This window comes from Microbacterium sp. NPDC087589, from assembly GCF_044743635.1.
In the GTDB taxonomy this organism is placed as follows: domain Bacteria; phylum Actinomycetota; class Actinomycetes; order Actinomycetales; family Microbacteriaceae; genus Microbacterium.
Window position 1 is genome coordinate 472,393 of record NZ_JBIUWV010000001.1, and the last position, 16,318, is coordinate 488,710.

Annotated in this window: 15 protein-coding genes; all 15 read left to right on the forward strand. The window is 68.1% G+C overall.

What is annotated here, in order from left to right:
* Positions 1 to 4 precede the first annotated feature (4 nt).
* The 15 genes from fmt (at position 5) to ACIOU8_RS02440 (ending at position 16,285) form a co-directional block, all read left to right on the forward strand.
* Positions 5 to 925 (forward strand): methionyl-tRNA formyltransferase, encoded by a 921-nt coding sequence (fmt, locus tag ACIOU8_RS02370; protein ID WP_400785438.1) that lies wholly within the window; start codon positions 5 to 7, stop codon positions 923 to 925.
* Entirely contained in the window at positions 922 to 2,463 is a 1,542-nt protein-coding gene (locus ACIOU8_RS02375) for an RsmB/NOP family class I SAM-dependent RNA methyltransferase (protein WP_400785440.1), read from the forward strand. The genes fmt and ACIOU8_RS02375 overlap by 4 nt, the downstream gene beginning before the upstream one ends.
* 4 nt (positions 2,464 to 2,467) lie before the next feature.
* Complete coding sequence (gene rpe / locus ACIOU8_RS02380; protein WP_400785442.1) at positions 2,468 to 3,148, forward strand: ribulose-phosphate 3-epimerase; 681 nt, start codon at positions 2,468 to 2,470, stop codon at positions 3,146 to 3,148.
* A complete protein-coding gene (locus ACIOU8_RS02385) occupies positions 3,145 to 3,408 on the forward strand; it encodes a phosphoribosyl-ATP diphosphatase (protein ID WP_042536637.1) in 264 nt (87 codons plus the stop codon). Before rpe ends, ACIOU8_RS02385 begins: the two co-directional genes overlap by 4 nt.
* 38 nt (positions 3,409 to 3,446) lie before the next feature.
* Positions 3,447 to 4,289 carry an ATP phosphoribosyltransferase gene (gene hisG, locus ACIOU8_RS02390; protein ID WP_400785444.1) on the forward strand — a complete coding sequence of 281 codons (843 nt, stop codon included), beginning with the start codon at positions 3,447 to 3,449 and terminating at the stop codon, positions 4,287 to 4,289.
* Positions 4,289 to 5,050, forward strand: a complete 762-nt coding sequence (gene hisF / locus ACIOU8_RS02395) for an imidazole glycerol phosphate synthase subunit HisF (protein WP_400785446.1) — start codon at positions 4,289 to 4,291, stop codon at positions 5,048 to 5,050. Before hisG ends, hisF begins: the two co-directional genes overlap by 1 nt.
* Positions 5,047 to 5,406 (forward strand): phosphoribosyl-AMP cyclohydrolase, encoded by a 360-nt coding sequence (gene hisI, locus ACIOU8_RS02400; RefSeq protein ID WP_400785448.1) that lies wholly within the window; start codon positions 5,047 to 5,049, stop codon positions 5,404 to 5,406. The genes hisF and hisI overlap by 4 nt, the downstream gene beginning before the upstream one ends.
* Positions 5,403 to 5,993: a Trp biosynthesis-associated membrane protein gene (locus ACIOU8_RS02405; RefSeq protein ID WP_400785450.1), complete on the forward strand. Its 591-nt coding sequence runs from the start codon at positions 5,403 to 5,405 to the stop codon at positions 5,991 to 5,993. The genes hisI and ACIOU8_RS02405 overlap by 4 nt, the downstream gene beginning before the upstream one ends.
* Before the next feature lie 48 nt (positions 5,994 to 6,041).
* Positions 6,042 to 6,287: an HGxxPAAW family protein gene (locus ACIOU8_RS02410; protein ID WP_290160720.1), complete on the forward strand. Its 246-nt coding sequence runs from the start codon at positions 6,042 to 6,044 to the stop codon at positions 6,285 to 6,287.
* Positions 6,288 to 6,289: 2 nt separating this feature from the next.
* The gene (trpC, locus tag ACIOU8_RS02415; RefSeq protein ID WP_400786849.1) at positions 6,290 to 7,060 is read left to right on the forward strand and encodes an indole-3-glycerol phosphate synthase TrpC; all 771 of its coding nucleotides are present in this window, start codon (positions 6,290 to 6,292) and stop codon (positions 7,058 to 7,060) included.
* Positions 7,060 to 8,328, forward strand: a complete 1,269-nt coding sequence (gene trpB, locus ACIOU8_RS02420) for a tryptophan synthase subunit beta (protein ID WP_400785452.1) — start codon at positions 7,060 to 7,062, stop codon at positions 8,326 to 8,328. The genes trpC and trpB overlap by 1 nt, the downstream gene beginning before the upstream one ends.
* Positions 8,325 to 9,128: a tryptophan synthase subunit alpha gene (trpA, locus tag ACIOU8_RS02425; RefSeq protein WP_290160723.1), complete on the forward strand. Its 804-nt coding sequence runs from the start codon at positions 8,325 to 8,327 to the stop codon at positions 9,126 to 9,128. Before trpB ends, trpA begins: the two co-directional genes overlap by 4 nt.
* 10 nt (positions 9,129 to 9,138) lie before the next feature.
* Entirely contained in the window at positions 9,139 to 10,167 is a 1,029-nt protein-coding gene (gene lgt, locus ACIOU8_RS02430; protein WP_400785455.1) for a prolipoprotein diacylglyceryl transferase, read from the forward strand.
* A 135-nt stretch (positions 10,168 to 10,302) separates the two neighbouring features.
* Positions 10,303 to 14,826, forward strand: a complete 4,524-nt coding sequence (gltB, locus tag ACIOU8_RS02435; protein WP_400786852.1) for a glutamate synthase large subunit — start codon at positions 10,303 to 10,305, stop codon at positions 14,824 to 14,826.
* On the forward strand, positions 14,819 to 16,285 hold the full coding sequence (locus ACIOU8_RS02440; RefSeq protein WP_400785457.1) for a glutamate synthase subunit beta: 1,467 nt from the start codon (positions 14,819 to 14,821) through the stop codon (positions 16,283 to 16,285). The genes gltB and ACIOU8_RS02440 overlap by 8 nt, the downstream gene beginning before the upstream one ends.
* Positions 16,286 to 16,318 lie beyond the last annotated feature (33 nt).

Consider the following 16,318-nt stretch of genomic DNA (forward strand, 5'->3'; position numbering starts at 1 on the left):
CTTCATGCGCCTCGTCTTCGCCGGCACACCATCGGCAGCCGTCCCCACTCTTCACCGCCTCGCGGCCGATCACGACATCGCGGCGGTGATCACGCGACCCGATGCGCCCCTGGGACGCAAGAGGGTGCTGACGCCGTCACCGGTCGCCCAGGCGGCCGCCGACCTCGGTCTACCGGTCATCAAGGCGGCACGCCTCGACGACGAGGCGACCGGGGCCATCGCCGCTCTGCAGGTCGAGCTCGGCGTGATCGTCGCGTATGGCGGCCTCGTGCGGGAGCCGCTGCTCTCCGCTCCGGCGAAGGGGTGGATCAACCTGCACTTCTCACTCCTGCCCCGGTGGCGGGGTGCCGCGCCGGTGCAGCGCGCGCTGATCGCCGGCGATGCTCAGCTCGGAGCAAGCGTCTTCCAGCTCGTCCCCGCCCTCGACGCGGGTGACGTCTTCGCCACGCGCGTCGTCGACATGCCTGCCGAGGCGACGGCCGACGCGGTGCTCGAGACCCTTGCCTCCGACGGGGCGCAATTGACGGCAGAGGTCGTGCAGGCCATCGCCGACGGCACTGCACAGGCCGTGCCGCAGCACGGAGAAACGACGCTGGCGCCGAAGCTGACGCTCGACGACGGTCTGCTCGACTGGACCCAGCCACTCGCACAGGTCTTCGCGCGGTTCCGCGGCGTCACTCCCGAGCCCGGAGCGCACACCACCGTCAGCGGGTTCCGCGTGAAGATCCTCGAGGCGGCGCCGTCGAGTGACGACGCCGCCCTGGAACCGGGAGAGATCATCGCGACGAAGTCGGCGCTCCTCGTCGGCACCGGCTCGACGCCGCTCGCTGTCACTCGAGTGCAGCCGGCAGGCAAGGGAGCCATGACGGCGGTCGACTGGTGGCGGGGCCAGCGAGACACCGACGGTCTGCGAGCCGGAGCATGAGCGGTCAGGGAGACGCGAAGCGTCGCGACGATCGGCCGAACGGTTCACAGTGCAGTTCGCAGGGTCGACCGCACGGGCAGCGCGGCGGTGAGGCGCGGGGTGGCCGGCCGCACGCCCAGCGCGGCGACCAGCCTCGTGGGCCGCAGCGCACGGTGCAGCCCGCTCGTCGGGTCGCATACGACGTGCTGCGGGCGGTCTCCGAGTCGGATGCCTACGCCAACCTGATCCTGCCCCCGGCGATCGCCGAGGCGCATCTCGACCCACAGGATGCCGCGCTCGCGACCGAGCTCGCCTACGGCACCCTTCGTCGTCGTGGCACCTACGATGCGATCATCGCCGCGGCCGCCGATCGTCCGGCGGAGGAGATCGACCCCGCGGTGCTCGACGCCTTGAGACTGGCCACCCATCAGCTGCTCGCCACACGGGTCGCTTCCCACGCGGCCGTGAACGAGTCCGTGAATCTGGTCGCCTCGACTCAGGGGCGAGGCGCAGCGAGTTTCGCGAACGCGGTGCTGCGGCGGATCTCCCGCGAGACACCGGGAGAGTGGGAGGAGCGCATCGAGAGCTCGGCGCGGTCCGATGACGAGCGTCTCGCACTGCGCTCCGCGCACCCCGTCTGGGTCATCAGAGCGCTGCGACGCGCTCTGGCAGCCGAAGGACGAGCCGACGAGCTCGACGAGCTTCTCGACGCCGACAACGCCTCCCCGGAGGTGACGCTGGTCGCGCTCCCCGGGCTCGCGGAGCCGGGCGAGCCGCGTCGCCCGTACGCGCCGACGGCCTACGGATCGCCCGGCGGTGATCCGCATCGTGTGATCGCCGCGACCGGCGGCACGGTTCGTGTTCAGGATGAGGGCTCTCAACTGGTGGCTCTCGCACTGGCGGCAGCCGCGCCGATCACGTCAGGTGAGCGTTGGCTCGATCTGTGTGCCGGGCCCGGCGGCAAGACCGCGCTGCTCGCCGCGATCGCCCGCGATCACGAGGTCACGCTCGAGGCCAACGAGGTCATCCCGACTCGGGCACGTCTGGTGCGCAACGCCCTGCGTGGCGTACCGGGCGAGGTCGTGGTGCACGAGGAGGACGGGCGCTCGATCGGAGCCACCCACCCCGGCGCATTCCATCGCATCCTCGTAGATGCGCCCTGCACCGGTCTCGGCGCCCTCAGACGGCGGCCCGAGGCACGCTGGCGCAAGACCCCTGCCGATGTCGCCGAGCTCGTGCCGCTGCAGGTCGAGCTCCTGAGCGCAGCGCTCGACGCACTCGCGCCCGGCGGGATCGTCGCGTACGTGACCTGCTCGCCGCATCTTGCGGAGACGACGGGAGTCGTCCAGGAGGTGCTTCGAGGCCGCACCGATGTCACCGAGATCAATGCGCGCGCCGTGCTCCAGAGCGTCTCCGAGTCGTCGATCGACCTCGCCGACGACGGTTCGGGGAGGGTGCAGCTGTGGCCGCACCGCCACGGCACGGATGCCATGTTCCTCGCGCTTCTCCAGCGCAGCGCCACCGGGCAGGGCGACGCGACCTCCGAAGAGAGAGACTAGAGACGTGGACCTCCCCAACGCACCGCGCATCAATCCCAGCATCCTCGCTGCCGACTTCGTGAACATGCAGCGCGATCTCGCCAAGATCGCGACCGCAGATTTCGCGCACGTCGACGTGATGGACAACCACTTCGTGCCGAATCTCACCTTCGGGCCGCAGATGGTCGAGCGGATCCAGGCGACCAGTCCGATCCCGCTCGACGTGCACCTGATGATCACCGAGCCGGAGCGCTGGGCCCCCGCCTATGCCGAGCTGGGGGCCGCCAGTGTCACCTTCCACCTCGAAGCGGCTGCGGATCCGATCTCGCTCGCCCGCACTCTGCGCAGCATCGGGGCCAGGGCCGGCGTAGCGATCAAGCCCGACACGCCCGCCGAGGGGCTCTACAGCGTGCTCGAGGAGTTCGATCAGATCCTCGTGATGACCGTCGAACCCGGGTTCGGCGGGCAGGGGTTCATGCCCGAGACGATGCCGAAGCTCCGCGCCCTCGCCGACGAGGCCAAGCGCCGCGGTTCGAACGTCTGGCTTCAGGTCGACGGCGGGATCTCGGATGCGACCATCGAAGCCGCGGCCGCCGCGGGCGCCGACACGTTCGTCGCAGGATCCGCGGTCTACGGCGCCGACGACGTCGAGGCGGCCGTCACCCGGCTCAGAGACCGCGCCAGAGCCGCTAGCCTGGAATCGTGAAGACTTTCGACGAGCTGTTCGCCGAGCTCAGCGTCAAGGCCGAGACCCGCCCAGAGGGGTCGGGTACGGTCGCGGAGCTCGACGGCGGCGTGCACACGATCGGCAAGAAGATCGTCGAGGAGGCCGCCGAAGTCTGGATGGCATCCGAGTACGAATCCGACGAGGCCGCTGCGGAGGAGATCTCGCAGCTGCTCTATCACGTCCAGGTGATGATGATCGCGAAGGGCTTGAGCCTCCAGGACGTCTACCGACATCTGTGAAGCGCTCCGCCCCACTCGCTTCGATCTGAAGGCTTCCCATGCTGCGCATTGCTGTTCCCAACAAGGGCTCTCTCTCCGAGACGGCCGCCGACATGCTCGCGGAGGCCGGCTACGCCGGTCGTCGTGACCCCAAGACGCTTCACGTCGTCGATGCCGACAACGACGTCGAGTTCTTCTACCTCCGTCCGAAGGACATCGCGACCTACGTCGGCTCCGGTGCCATCGACGTCGGCATCACGGGCCGTGATCTGCTCCTCGACGCCCGCATGCCCGGCGCACGCGAGATCGAGGCGCTCGGCTTCGCCGGGTCGACGTTCCGCTTCGCCGCGCCCTCGGGCAGCTACACCGACGTGTCAGAGCTCGACGGTCTGCGCATCGCGACCTCGTACCCCGGCCTCGTCGACGCGTTCCTCGACGAGCGCGGAATCGCGGTCGACCTCGTGCCGCTCGACGGTGCAGTGGAGTCGGCCGTGCGCCTCGGCGTCGCGGATGCCGTCGCCGATGTCGTAGAGACCGGCACGACGCTGCGTCAGGCGGGACTCGACGTCTTCGGCCCCGTGATCCTGCAGTCCGAGGCCGTGCTGATCGCCGGGCCCCATGACGCAGAGGGGTCTGAGACGCTTCTGCGCCGCCTGCGCGGTGTCATGGTCGCTCGCCGGTTCGTGATGATCGACTACGATCTGCCGCTGGCGCTGCTCGACGACGCCGTCAAGATCGCGGGTGGTGTCGAGTCGCCCACTGTCTCGCCGCTGCGCGACCCGGAGTGGGTCGCCGTCCGCGTCATGGTGGCGCGTGCCAGGGTCAATCCCGTGATGGACGCGCTGTATGCGCTCGGCGCTCGTGCGATCCTCGTCACGGCGATCCACAACGCGAGGCTCTGATGACGCTCGCGAGTCGCGTCATCCCGTGCCTCGACGTCGCCGACGGCCGCGTCGTCAAAGGCGTCAACTTCGAGAATCTGCGCGACATGGGCGACCCCGTCGAGCTCGCACGCCACTACGCGGCCCAGGGCGCAGACGAGATCACATTCCTGGATGTCACGGCGACCGTCGATGCCCGAGCCACGACGTACGACGTCGTGCAGCGCACGGCTGAGCAGGTGTTCGTGCCGCTGACGGTCGGCGGGGGAGTGCGCGGCGTCGACGACGTGTCGAGACTGCTCTCGGTCGGCGCCGACAAGGTCGGGGTCAACTCAGCAGCGATCGCCCGCCCTGAGCTGATCGGCGAGATCGCCGATCGCTTCGGCGCGCAGGTCCTGGTGCTGTCGCTCGACGTGAAGCGGGCAGCCGGCACTCCTTCGGGCTTCGTGGTCACGACCCACGGCGGGCGCACCCGGACGACCCTCGATGCGCTCGACTGGGCGCGTGAGGCGGCAGAGCGCGGGGCAGGCGAACTGCTGGTCAACTCGATCGACGCCGACGGCACGCGAGACGGCTTCGACCTCGAACTGGTGAAGCTCATGCGTGAGGCCGCCCCTGTGCCGGTGATCGCCTCCGGCGGTGCGGGCAAGGCCTCCGACTTCGCTCCGGCGATCAAGGCCGGAGCGGATGCGGTGCTGGCAGCCAGTGTCTTCCACACCGGTGCGCTCACGGTCGGCGACGTCAAGGACGCGCTGCGCGCGGAGGGAGTGCTGGTCCGATGAGCGATGTCGAAGAGCGCATCGCGCAGGTCGCCTTCAACGACGACGGCCTCGCGCCGGTGATCGTCCAGCAGTGGGACACGGCAGAGGTCCTCATGCTCGCGTGGGTCGATGCCGAGGCGCTGCGACGCACCCTCACCACCGGCCGCGCGGTCTACTGGTCGCGCTCCCGTCAGGAGTACTGGCGCAAGGGAGACACTTCCGGACACATCCAGGTCGTGCGCGAGGCGAGACTCGACTGCGACGGCGACGCGATCCTGTTGCGCGTCGATCAGACCGGCCCCGCTTGCCACACCGGCACTCGCACCTGCTTCGACACGACGGACCTGCACGCCGTCGAGGGGAGCTCAGCCGAGTGAAGTTCGTTCAGAGAGGTCGCTCGATCGCCGTCTCCGGCTTCCTGCTCTCGGGAGCGGTCGGGATCATCTCGTCGACCCAGACGTGGCTCACGGTTTCACGGGCCGATGCCGGGGAGGCGATCCTCGTGCCCGGCGCATCAGCGCTGCCGCTGCTCGCTCCGCTCAGCCTCGCGGTCCTGGCGCTGGGCATCGCGCTCTCGATCGTCGGCCCGGTGATGCGACTCGTGTTCGGCGTGCTCGCCACCGCAGCCTCTCTGTTCCTCGGCTGGACGACTCTGCAACTGCTCCTGACGGCGCCGCTGAGCGCCGTCGGCCCCACCGTCACCGAGACGACGGGGCTCGCGGGCAGCAAAGCGATCGCCGATGTCGTCGCCGGTATCGAGCTCTCGGCCTGGCCCGTGATGACGTTCATCGGCTGGGTCGTACTGCTGGCGGCATCCCTCGTCGTGCTGTTCACCTGGCGACGCTGGAAGCGCGGAGGACGCCGCTACCGCACGGATGCCGCACATGTCGGTTCGACGGCCGGGCCTGTCGACGCGATCGATTCGTGGGACGACCTGTCGCGCGGAACCGACCCGACACGATGACCCCGATAGACTTGACCCGAACCAGCACGTCGTCCCCCGGAGGAGACCATGACCAACCCGATCGCTGACCCCGGCCACGGACACTCGCCTGCCGCATGGACGGGCGTCATCATCATGCTCGCCGGCTTCACGATCGGCACGCTGGCATTCTGCCTCGCCGAGTTCAGCCCCGTGTGGGTCGCCCTGATCTGGGTGGGTGCCGCGATCGTCCCGATCGGTGCTCTCGTGGGCTGGCTGCTCTCGAGGGCCGGCTACGGCGTGAAGGGCCCCAAGTACTCGCCGAAGGCGCACTAATGGTGCTCGCCGACCTCACGGCCGGCGCAGTCGCAGACGCTGAACGTCGCGCTCTGACCCGGCCCCTGGCCGACGTCGAGCGCGATGCTCTCGCACGCCCCGCCGCCAAGAATGCCCTCGCGTTCCTCACTCCCTCCGAGCGTGTGAAGATCATCGCTGAGGTGAAGCGCGCGAGTCCGTCGCGCGGTGCCCTCGCCGAGATCCCCGACCCGGCGCTCCAGGCTTCTCTCTACGAGACGGGCGGTGCGTCGGCGATCAGCGTCCTGACAGAGGAGCGCCGCTTCGGCGGGAGCCTGGCCGATCTCGAGGCCGTCACGGCCCGCGTGTCGTTGCCCGTGCTGCGCAAGGACTTCATCGCGAACCGGTACCAGGTGCTCGAAGCACGAGCGGCCGGTGCCGACCTCGTGCTGCTGATCGTCGCCGGGCTCGAGCCGCACGTGCTCCGTGACCTGTTCGGCTTCATCAGCGAGCTCGGCATGACTCCGCTCGTGGAGACGCACTCGGCCGACGAGCTCGAGGTCGCGATCGACCTCGGCGCACCGCTGATCGGTGTCAACGCCCGCGATCTGACGACACTCGAACTCGACCGTGACCTGTTCGGACGTCTGGTCGACCGCATCCCGGATTCCGCCGTCAAGATCGCCGAGTCGGCGGTCCTCACACCTGCAGACGTCACGCACTACCGTTCCGCGGGTGCAGACGTCGTCCTGATCGGGGAGGCGCTCGTCACGGGCGACCCGGTCGCCACACTCAAGAGCTTCCTGGAGGCGTGATGAGCCTGCGAGATCAGCATGGTCCCCTGTTCGGCGAATACGGCGGGCGTTACATGCCCGAGTCTCTGATCGCCGCGATCGACGAGCTCGCCGCGGCGTACGCGGAGGCGATCGTCGACCCGGCGTTCCGCGAAGAACTCGCGTCGCTGCTCAGCTCGTACGCCGGGCGCCCGTCGCCCCTCACCGAAGTCGCCCGGTTCGCCGAGCACGCCGGAGGAGCACGGGTCTTCCTCAAGCGTGAGGATCTCAACCACACCGGCTCGCACAAGATCAACAACGTGCTCGGCCAGGCGCTGCTGACCAAGCGTCTCGGCAAGAAACGCGTGATCGCCGAGACGGGCGCGGGCCAGCACGGCGTCGCCACGGCGACGGCTGCGGCCCTGTTCGGTCTCGAGTGCACGATCTACATGGGTGAGGTCGACACCGAGCGCCAGGCGCTGAACGTCGCTCGGATGCGGCTGCTGGGCGCGGAGGTCGTCGCGGTCACCTCCGGCTCACGCACCCTGAAGGATGCGATCAACGACGCCTACCGCGACTGGGTCGCGTCGGTCGAGACCACCAACTACATCTTCGGCACAGCGGCGGGCCCGCACCCGTTCCCCGCGATGGTCCGCGACTTCCAGAAGATCATCGGCGAAGAGGCCCGACAGCAGCTTCTCGACGAGGTCGGGCGTCTGCCCGATGCGGTCATCGCCTGTGTCGGAGGCGGCTCGAACGCGATCGGCATGTTCGATGCCTTCCTCGACGACGATGGGGTGAAGCTCTACGGCGTCGAAGCTGCCGGAGACGGCGTCGATTCACCGCGGCACGCGGCATCGATCGAACGTGGTCGCCCCGGCATCCTGCACGGTGCCAAGACCTACGTCCTCCAGGACGAGGACGGTCAGACCGTCGAGTCGCACTCGATCTCCGCCGGTCTCGACTATCCCGGCGTCGGCCCTGAGCACTCCTGGCTCGCCGACATCGGCCGTGCCGAGTACATTCCTGCGACCGACGACGAGGCCATGCAGGCCCTGCGTCTGCTGAGCCGCACCGAGGGCATCATCCCGGCCATCGAGTCCGCGCATGCCCTGGCCGGCGCACTCCGCCTCGGTCGTGATCTCGGACCGGACGCTGTGCTCGCCATCTGCCTGTCCGGCCGCGGCGACAAGGACATGGACACCGCCGCCCGCTACTTCGACCTCTACGACGCCGAGGCACTCGCGCACGATGTCGAGCAGGAGAGCGACGCCGAGGCAGCCGCGTCGAAGGGGGAGCCGGAACTGTGAGCCGTGTGGAACAGGCGATTGCCGCAGCCCATGAGGCCGGTCGCAGCGCCTTCGTCGGTTACCTGCCGGTCGGGTTCCCCGACCTCGAGACCAGCATCCAGGCCGCCATCGCGCTAGCGGAGAACGGCGTGGACATCATCGAGCTCGGCCCGCCATACAGCGACCCGGTGATGGACGGCGCGGTGATCCAGGAAGCGACCACAGCGGCGCTCGCGAACGGGTTCAAGATGAAGGATCTCTTCACCGCCGTGCGCGCGATCACCGCCGCGACGGACGTACCCGTGCTCGTGATGACGTATTGGAACCCCGTCTTCCAGTACGGCGTCGATCGCTACGCCGACGATCTGCTCGCTGCCGGCGGAGCCGGGCTCATCACCCCTGACATCACCCCGGAGGTCGCGGGGGAGTGGATCGCCGCGAGTGAGCGCACCGGCCTCGACCGTGTCTTCCTCGCTGCCCCCACGTCGTCGGACGAACGCCTCGAGCTCGTCGTGAAGTCCTCGACCGGCTTCGTCTACACCGTCTCCACGATGGGCATCACCGGTGAGCGCACCGAGCTCGACCGGGCTGCGCGCACCCTGGTCGGTCGCCTGCGCGAGCACGGCGATGTCCGCGCCTGCGTCGGCATCGGCATCTCGACCGCCGAGCAGATCGCCGGAGTCTCCGAATACGCGGACGGCGCGATCGTCGGCACCGCACTCGTCCGCGCCCTCCGGGACGGCGGCATCCCCGCCCTCGCAGAGGTCACCCGAAACCTGGCGGTCGGCACGTCGTCGGCACGCCCCGTACACGAGAACTAGAATCGCACTCATGTCCCTCGCGCTTCACAGCACCTTCACCGGCGTGCTCGCCAGCATCCCGAGCCCCACGGTCTCCTACATCGACCTCGGCCCCCTCCGGATCCACTTCTACGCGCTCTGCATCATCGCCGGCATCATCGCCGCGGTCCTGCTGACCAACTACCGCCTCACCAGGCGCGGGGCAGAGCCGTGGGTCGTGATCGACATCTCGATCCTCGCCGTTCCGCTGGCCATCATCGGGGCGCGCATCTTCCACGTGCTGACCCACCCGAACTTCTACTTCGGCGAGGGCAGGAACACGTGGAACCCGTTCGAGCCGGGTTCGGTCTGGGCGATCTGGGAGGGTGGCATCGCCATCTTCGGCGCACTCATCGGTGGTGCCGTGGGCGCGTACCTCGGGTGCCGCTGGACCGGCATCCGCTTCTGGACCTTCGCAGACGCGCTGGCACCGGGACTCCTGCTCGCGCAGGCCATGGGCCGATTCGGCAACTGGTTCAACAACGAGCTCTACGGACTCCCCACCGACCTGCCGTGGGGACTCGAGATCCCCGCTGACAACTCGGCCTTCCCTCCGGGGCTTCCCGAGGGCACTCTCTTCCACCCGACCTTCCTCTATGAGGTGCTCTGGAACGGCCTCGGAGTGATCGTGCTGCTCTGGCTGAGCCGCAAGGCGACCGCGTTCCAGTGGGGCAAGCTCTTCGCGATCTACCTGATCTGGTACAGCGCCGGCCGAGTGGTCTGGGAGTCGATCCGCATCGATCCGAGCGAGATCCTCCTGGGACTCCGCAGCAACGTGTGGGCCGCCATCATCGGCATCGTGGTGGGTCTCGCGATCCTCATCGTGCAGTCTCGCCGCCACCCCGGACTCGAGCCCTCGCCCTACCAGCCCGGCCGCGGCCGGAAGGATCTGGACGCTGATGTAGAATCGCAGAACAATCCCTCCGATTTCGTGGACGTGAGTGAGCCTCCGTCCGAAGAAGTCGCCGCAGGAGCCAGCGCCACAAGCACCGCTCCCACGGACACGGAAGGCGCTCGATAGCCGACCGGTCCGTGCGGACCCCATCACATCCACCCGGCCAATGACGCCCCCGGGTCAGCTGCAGATCTGAGGACGGTACTGGTGTATTTTCAGCCTCCCTACGGCGCTTCCGGCGCTTACCCCCCGAAGCAGGGCATGTACAACCCGGCGTTCGAGAAGGACGCCTGCGGCCTCGCCATGGTCGCGACTCTTCGTGGCGAGGCGGGCCACGACATCATCGCGCTGGCGCTCGAAGCCCTGCGCAACCTCGAGCACCGCGGTGCGATCGGCTCGGATGCCGGCACCGGAGACGGCGCGGGCATCCTGACGCAGATGCCCGACGTGTTCCTGCGAGCGGTCACCGACTTCGAACTGCCCCCGGTCGGCGAGTACGCCGCCGGTCTGGCATTCCTCCCTCGCGACTCGAGCGAGCGCCGTCAGCAGAAGGCCGGCATCGAGAAGATCGCCCGCTCCGAAGGTCTCCGCGTCCTCGGCTGGCGCGAGGTGCCGACCGTCAACGACAACCTGGGCAAGCTCGCCGACGAGGCTCGACCCGCCTTCGAGCAGCTCTTCGTGAGCGCCGGGGGAGCGACGCACTCCGACGCTCCGCTCACCGGCATCGCCCTCGACCGCGTCGCCTACCGGCTGCGCAAGCGCGCAGGACACGAGCTGGGCGCATACTTCGTCACCCTGTCCGCGCGCACGCTCGGCTACAAGGGCATGGTCACGACGCTGCAGCTCGAGCCGTTCTACCCAGACCTGCAGGACGAGCGCTTCATGTCGGAGCTCGCGGTCGTGCACTCCCGGTATTCCACGAACACGTTCCCGTCGTGGCCGCTCGCGCAGCCCCTGCGCATGCTCGCGCACAACGGTGAGATCAACACCGTCGGCGGAAACCGCAACTGGATGCGCGCCCGTCAGTCCCAGCTCGAGTCCGAGCTGCTGGGCGACGTCGCTCCGCTGCTGCCGATCTGCACCGACGGAGCCAGCGACTCGGCATCCTTCGACGAGGTGCTCGAGCTGCTCACCCTCACCGGCCGCAGCCTGCCGCACGCGATCATGATGATGGTGCCCGAGGCCTACGAGAAGCAGTCGGACATCACTCCGGAGCTGCGCTCGTTCTACGAGTATCACTCGAACCAGATGGAGCCGTGGGACGGCCCCGCCGCCCTCATCTTCACCGACGGCACCGTGGTCGGAGCGACCCTCGATCGCAATGGCCTGCGCCCCGGTCGCTGGACCGAGACGACCGACGGTCTGATCGTCATCGGCTCGGAGACCGGCGTGCTCACCTTCGAGCCCGAACGGATCAAGCGCCGTGGGCGCCTGCAGCCGGGCAAGATGTTCCTCGTCGACACCTCGCAGCAGCGCATCATCGAGGACGAGGAGATCAAGCACGACCTCGCGACCCTGCACCCGTGGCAGGAGTGGCTGGATGCCGGATCCGTGCGTCTCGCCGAGTTGCCCGAGCGTGAGCACATCGTGCATCCGCCGGCATCGATCACCCGTCGTCAGCGCACCTTCGGCTACACCGAGGAAGAGGTGCGTCTGCTGCTGACCCCGATGGGTCAGAACGGTGTCGAGCCACTCGGCGCCATGGGGTCGGACACTCCGATCGCCGTGCTGAGCAAGCGCCCACGTCTGCTCTTCGACTACTTCACGCAGCAGTTCGCGCAGGTCACCAACCCGCCACTCGACTCGATCCGTGAAGAAGTCGTCACGAGCCTCAAGCTGGGTCTCGGCCCCGAGAGCAACCTGCTCACCTGGGGCCCTGACCACACGCGCACCGTATCGCTCGACTTCCCGGTGATCGACAACGACGAGCTGGCGAAGATCCGCCACATCGACAAGGCTCTTCCGGATCGTTCCAGCGTGACGATCAAGGGCCTGTACCACTTCGACGCAGGATCGAACACGCTCGAGAAGCGCCTCACCGAGATGTGCGCCGAGGTCGACGAGGCCATCGAACAGGGCGCCGAGTTCGTCATCCTGTCGGACCGCGACTCGAACAAGGATCTGACCCCGATCCCGTCGCTGCTCATGGTCTCGGCGATCCATCACCACCTGATCCGCCGTGAGAACCGCATGAAGGTCGGTCTGATCGTCGAGGCCGGCGATGTGCGCGAGGTCCACCACGTCGCGACGCTGATCGGCTACGGCGCCTCGGCCGTCAACCCGTACCTCGCGATGGAGACGGTCGAGCACCTCGTGCGCACCGGCTACATCACCGGCATCAGCCCCGAGAAGGCCGTCCGCAATCTGATCTACGCGCTCGGCAAGGGCGTGCTGAAGATCATGTCGAAGATGGGCATCTCGACGGTGTCGTCCTACGCCGGAGCGCAGGTGTTCGAGGCCGTCGGCCTGAGCGAGGAGTTCATCGACAAGTACTTCACTCGCACCGAGTCGAAACTCGGCGGAATCGGCATCCAAGAGATCTTCATCGAGAACCAGGCTCGTCACGACTACGCCTACCCCGAGGACGAAGCGGCTCGGGCGCACGAGCGGCTGTGGACCGGTGGCGAATACCAGTGGCGCCGCGACGGCTCTCCGCATCTCTTCAACCCCGAGACGGTGTTCAAGCTGCAGCACGCGACACGTGAACGTCGCTACGACATCTTCCGCGAGTACACGAAGATGGTCGACGACCAGGCGGCGGAGCTCAAGACGCTCCGCGGGATGTTCACGCTGCGCACCGGCACCCGCAAGCCTGTGCCTCTCGATGAGGTCGAACCGGTCTCGGCGATCGTGAAGCGCTTCTCGACGGGCGCGATGAGCTACGGCTCGATCTCCAAAGAGGCCCACGAGACTCTCGCGATCGCCATGAACAGGCTCGGCGGCAAGTCGAACACCGGTGAGGGCGGCGAGGACACCGACCGTCTGCTCGACCCGGAACGCCGCAGCGCGATCAAGCAGGTCGCCTCGGGTCGCTTCGGCGTCACGAGTCTGTACCTCACCGAAGCCGACGACATCCAGATCAAGCTCGCCCAGGGCGCCAAGCCGGGCGAGGGCGGTCAGCTGCCTCCGCAGAAGGTGTACCCCTGGGTCGCACGCACCCGCGGTGGGACGCCCGGCGTCGGCCTCATCTCGCCGCCGCCGCATCACGACATCTACTCGATCGAAGACCTCAAGCAGCTCATCTTCGATCTGAAGAGGGCCAACCCCGAGGCGCGCATCCACACCAAGCTGGTCAGCCAGTCGGGTATCGGCGCGGTGTCCGCAGGTGTCGCCAAGGCGCTCAGCGACGTCATCCTGGTGTCCGGCCATGACGGAGGCACGGGCGCGAGCCCGATGAACTCCCTCAAGCACGCAGGAACGCCCTGGGAGCTCGGCCTGGCCGAGACCCAGCAGACGCTCATGCTCAACGGCATGCGCGACCGGGTCGTCGTGCAGGTCGACGGCCAGCTGAAGACCGGACGCGACGTCATCATCGGCGCTCTGCTGGGAGCGGAGGAGTTCGGCTTCGCCACCGCACCGCTGGTCGTCAGCGGATGCATCATGATGCGCGTCTGCCACCTCGACACGTGCCCCGTCGGCGTCGCCACGCAGAACCCGGTGCTGCGCGAACGCTTCACCGGCAAGCCGGAATTCGTCGTGAACTTCATGGAGTTCATCGCCGAAGAGGTCCGTGAGATCCTCGCGGAGCTCGGCTTCCGCTCGATCGACGAGATCGTCGGCCGCGCAGAGCTCATCGAGGCGAACGCCGCCCTGCAGCACTGGAAGGCGGAGGGTCTCGACTTGAGCCCCGTGCTCGAGGGCCCGGCGTTCCCGGCCAGCGAGCCGCGTCGCAATCGCCGCACCCAGGATCACGAGCTCGAGAAGCACTTCGATGTGCAGCTCATCGACATCGCCAAGCCTGCTCTCCTCAACGGAGAACCGGTCGTCGTCGAGCTGCCCATCGCGAACACCGAGCGCGCCGTCGGCACGATGCTCGGGCACCAGGTCACGTCGCGCCACGGCGCTGCGGGGCTGCCCAGCGGCACCATCGATGTCACGCTGCACGGCACGGCCGGTCAGTCGTTGGGAGCGTTCCTCCCCTCCGGCATCGTGCTGCGCCTCGAAGGCGACGCGAACGACTACGTCGGCAAGGGGCTCTCGGGGGGCGACATCTCGATCCGTCCTGCCCGGGGCTCTGACATCGCGCCGCACGAGAACGTGATCGCCGGCAACGTCATCGGATACGGGGCGACGTCGGGAACCATGTTCCTGTCGGGAGTGGTGGGCGAGCGATTCCTCGTCCGCAACTCCGGGGCGACCGCGGTCGTCGAGGGAGTGGGCGATCACGCGCTCGAGTACATGACCGGTGGAATCGCGGTGATCCTCGGCTCGACGGGTCGCAACCTCGGTGCCGGCATGTCCGGGGGAGTGGCGTACATCCGCTCGCTCGACAGTGGCAAGATCAACGCCCAGTCGCTCGGCAGCGGCGAGCTCAAGCTCGAACCGCTCGACCGTGCCGACCTCGAAGTGCTGCGCAGCCTGATCGTCGCACACGTGGAGCGCACGGCCTCGCCGCTCGGCTCCGACATCCTGGCGCGGTTCGATGAGACCGCCGGCCAGTTCACGAAGGTGCTTCCGCGGGACTACGCCGCAGTGCGCAGCATGCGCGAGGAAGCAGTCGCCGAGGGGATCGACCCCGACGGCGACGTCGTCTGGAACCGCATCCTGGAGGTGACCGGTGGCTGATCCCAAAGGTTTTCTGAAGGTCACTGAGCGTGAGCTTCCGAAGCGTCGTCCTGTGCCGGTGCGCATCATGGACTGGAAAGAGGTCTACGAGGCGGGCGATCAGGCAGTTCTGAAGCGTCAGGCCGGTCGCTGCATGGACTGCGGCGTGCCGTTCTGCCACCAGGGATGCCCACTGGGCAATCTGATCCCCGAGTGGAACGACCTGACCTGGCGCGGAGAAGGGCGTGCGGCGATCGATCGCCTGCACGCCACGAACAACTTTCCGGAGTTCACGGGTCGTCTGTGCCCGGCCCCGTGCGAGAGCTCGTGCGTGCTGAGCATCAACCAGCCCGCGGTCACGATCAAGCAGATCGAGGTCTCGATCATCGACGAGGCTTTCGCAAAGGGCTGGGTCGAACCCCAGCCTCCTGCTCGCCTCACCGGCAAGACAGTCGCGGTCGTGGGCTCCGGCCCCGCCGGCCTCGCCGCCGCGCAACAGCTCACGCGGGCCGGCCACACGGTCGCGGTCTTCGAGCGCGACGACCGCATCGGCGGTCTGCTGCGCTACGGCATCCCCGACTTCAAGATGGAGAAGGGGCAGCTCGAATCGCGCCTTCGCCAGATGCAGGAGGAGGGAACGAGGTTCCGTGCCGGAGTGGAGATCGGCAAGGACATCTCGTGGTCCGACCTCCGCGCCCGCTACGACGCCGTCGTGATCGCCACCGGATCCACGATTCCCCGCGACCTCTCGATCCCGGGTCGCGATCTCGATGGAGTGCACTTCGCGATGGAGTACCTCGTCGAGTCGAACCACGCGGTCGCCGGAGACAAGGTCCCCGAGCAGATCACCGCCGAGGGCAAGCACGTCATCGTGATCGGCGGCGGCGACACCGGGGCGGACTGCATCGGAACCGCACACCGCCAGGGCGCGATCAGCGTCACGAACCTCGCGATCGGCAAGCAGCCGGGAACCGAGCGGCCGGGACACCAGCCGTGGCCGATGATGCCGACGCTCTTCGAGGTCTCGTCTGCTCATGAAGAGGGGGGTGAGCGTGTCTTCCTCGCCTCGACCGTCGAGTTCCTCTCGAACGACGTCGGCGAGGTCCGTGCTCTGCGCGTCGCCGAGACCGAGTTCATCGACGGGCGCCGCGTGCCCAAGAGCGGCACCGAGCGCGAGATCCCCGCAGACCTCGTGCTGATCGCGATGGGCTTCACCGGCCCGGAGCAGGACGGCTACACCGAGGACACGCTTCCGCAGGTCACCGACCGTGGTGCCTTCCGGCGTGATGACAGCTACGAGTCGACCGTTCCCGGTGTCTTCGTCGCCGGGGATGCCGGCCGCGGGCAGTCCCTCATCGTGTGGGCGATCGCGGAGGGCCGTGCGGCCGCAGCGAACGTCGATCGCTTCCTCATGGGCACGACCGTTCTGCCCGAGCCTGTGCGACCGCATGAAGTCGCTATCGGTCTCCAGCCCGCGTAGGCTGAGCCGCGGCACCGTCGCCTGATTTCCATC

Excerpts from the sequence above, each read along its gene's own strand:
- fmt (WP_400785438.1), top strand. The coding sequence starts at position 5 with ATGCGCCTCGTCTTCGCCGGCACACCATCGGCAGCCGTCCCCACTCTT.
- trpB (WP_400785452.1), top strand. The coding sequence starts at position 7,060 with ATGAGCCTGCGAGATCAGCATGGTCCCCTGTTCGGCGAATACGGCGGG.
- ACIOU8_RS02375 (WP_400785440.1), top strand. The coding sequence starts at position 922 with ATGAGCGGTCAGGGAGACGCGAAGCGTCGCGACGATCGGCCGAACGGT.
- hisF (WP_400785446.1), top strand. The coding sequence starts at position 4,289 with ATGACGCTCGCGAGTCGCGTCATCCCGTGCCTCGACGTCGCCGACGGC.
- gltB (WP_400786852.1), top strand. The coding sequence starts at position 10,303 with ATGTACAACCCGGCGTTCGAGAAGGACGCCTGCGGCCTCGCCATGGTC.
- ACIOU8_RS02410 (WP_290160720.1), top strand. The coding sequence starts at position 6,042 with ATGACCAACCCGATCGCTGACCCCGGCCACGGACACTCGCCTGCCGCA.
- hisI (WP_400785448.1), top strand. The coding sequence starts at position 5,047 with ATGAGCGATGTCGAAGAGCGCATCGCGCAGGTCGCCTTCAACGACGAC.
- lgt (WP_400785455.1), top strand. The coding sequence starts at position 9,139 with ATGTCCCTCGCGCTTCACAGCACCTTCACCGGCGTGCTCGCCAGCATC.
- hisG (WP_400785444.1), top strand. The coding sequence starts at position 3,447 with ATGCTGCGCATTGCTGTTCCCAACAAGGGCTCTCTCTCCGAGACGGCC.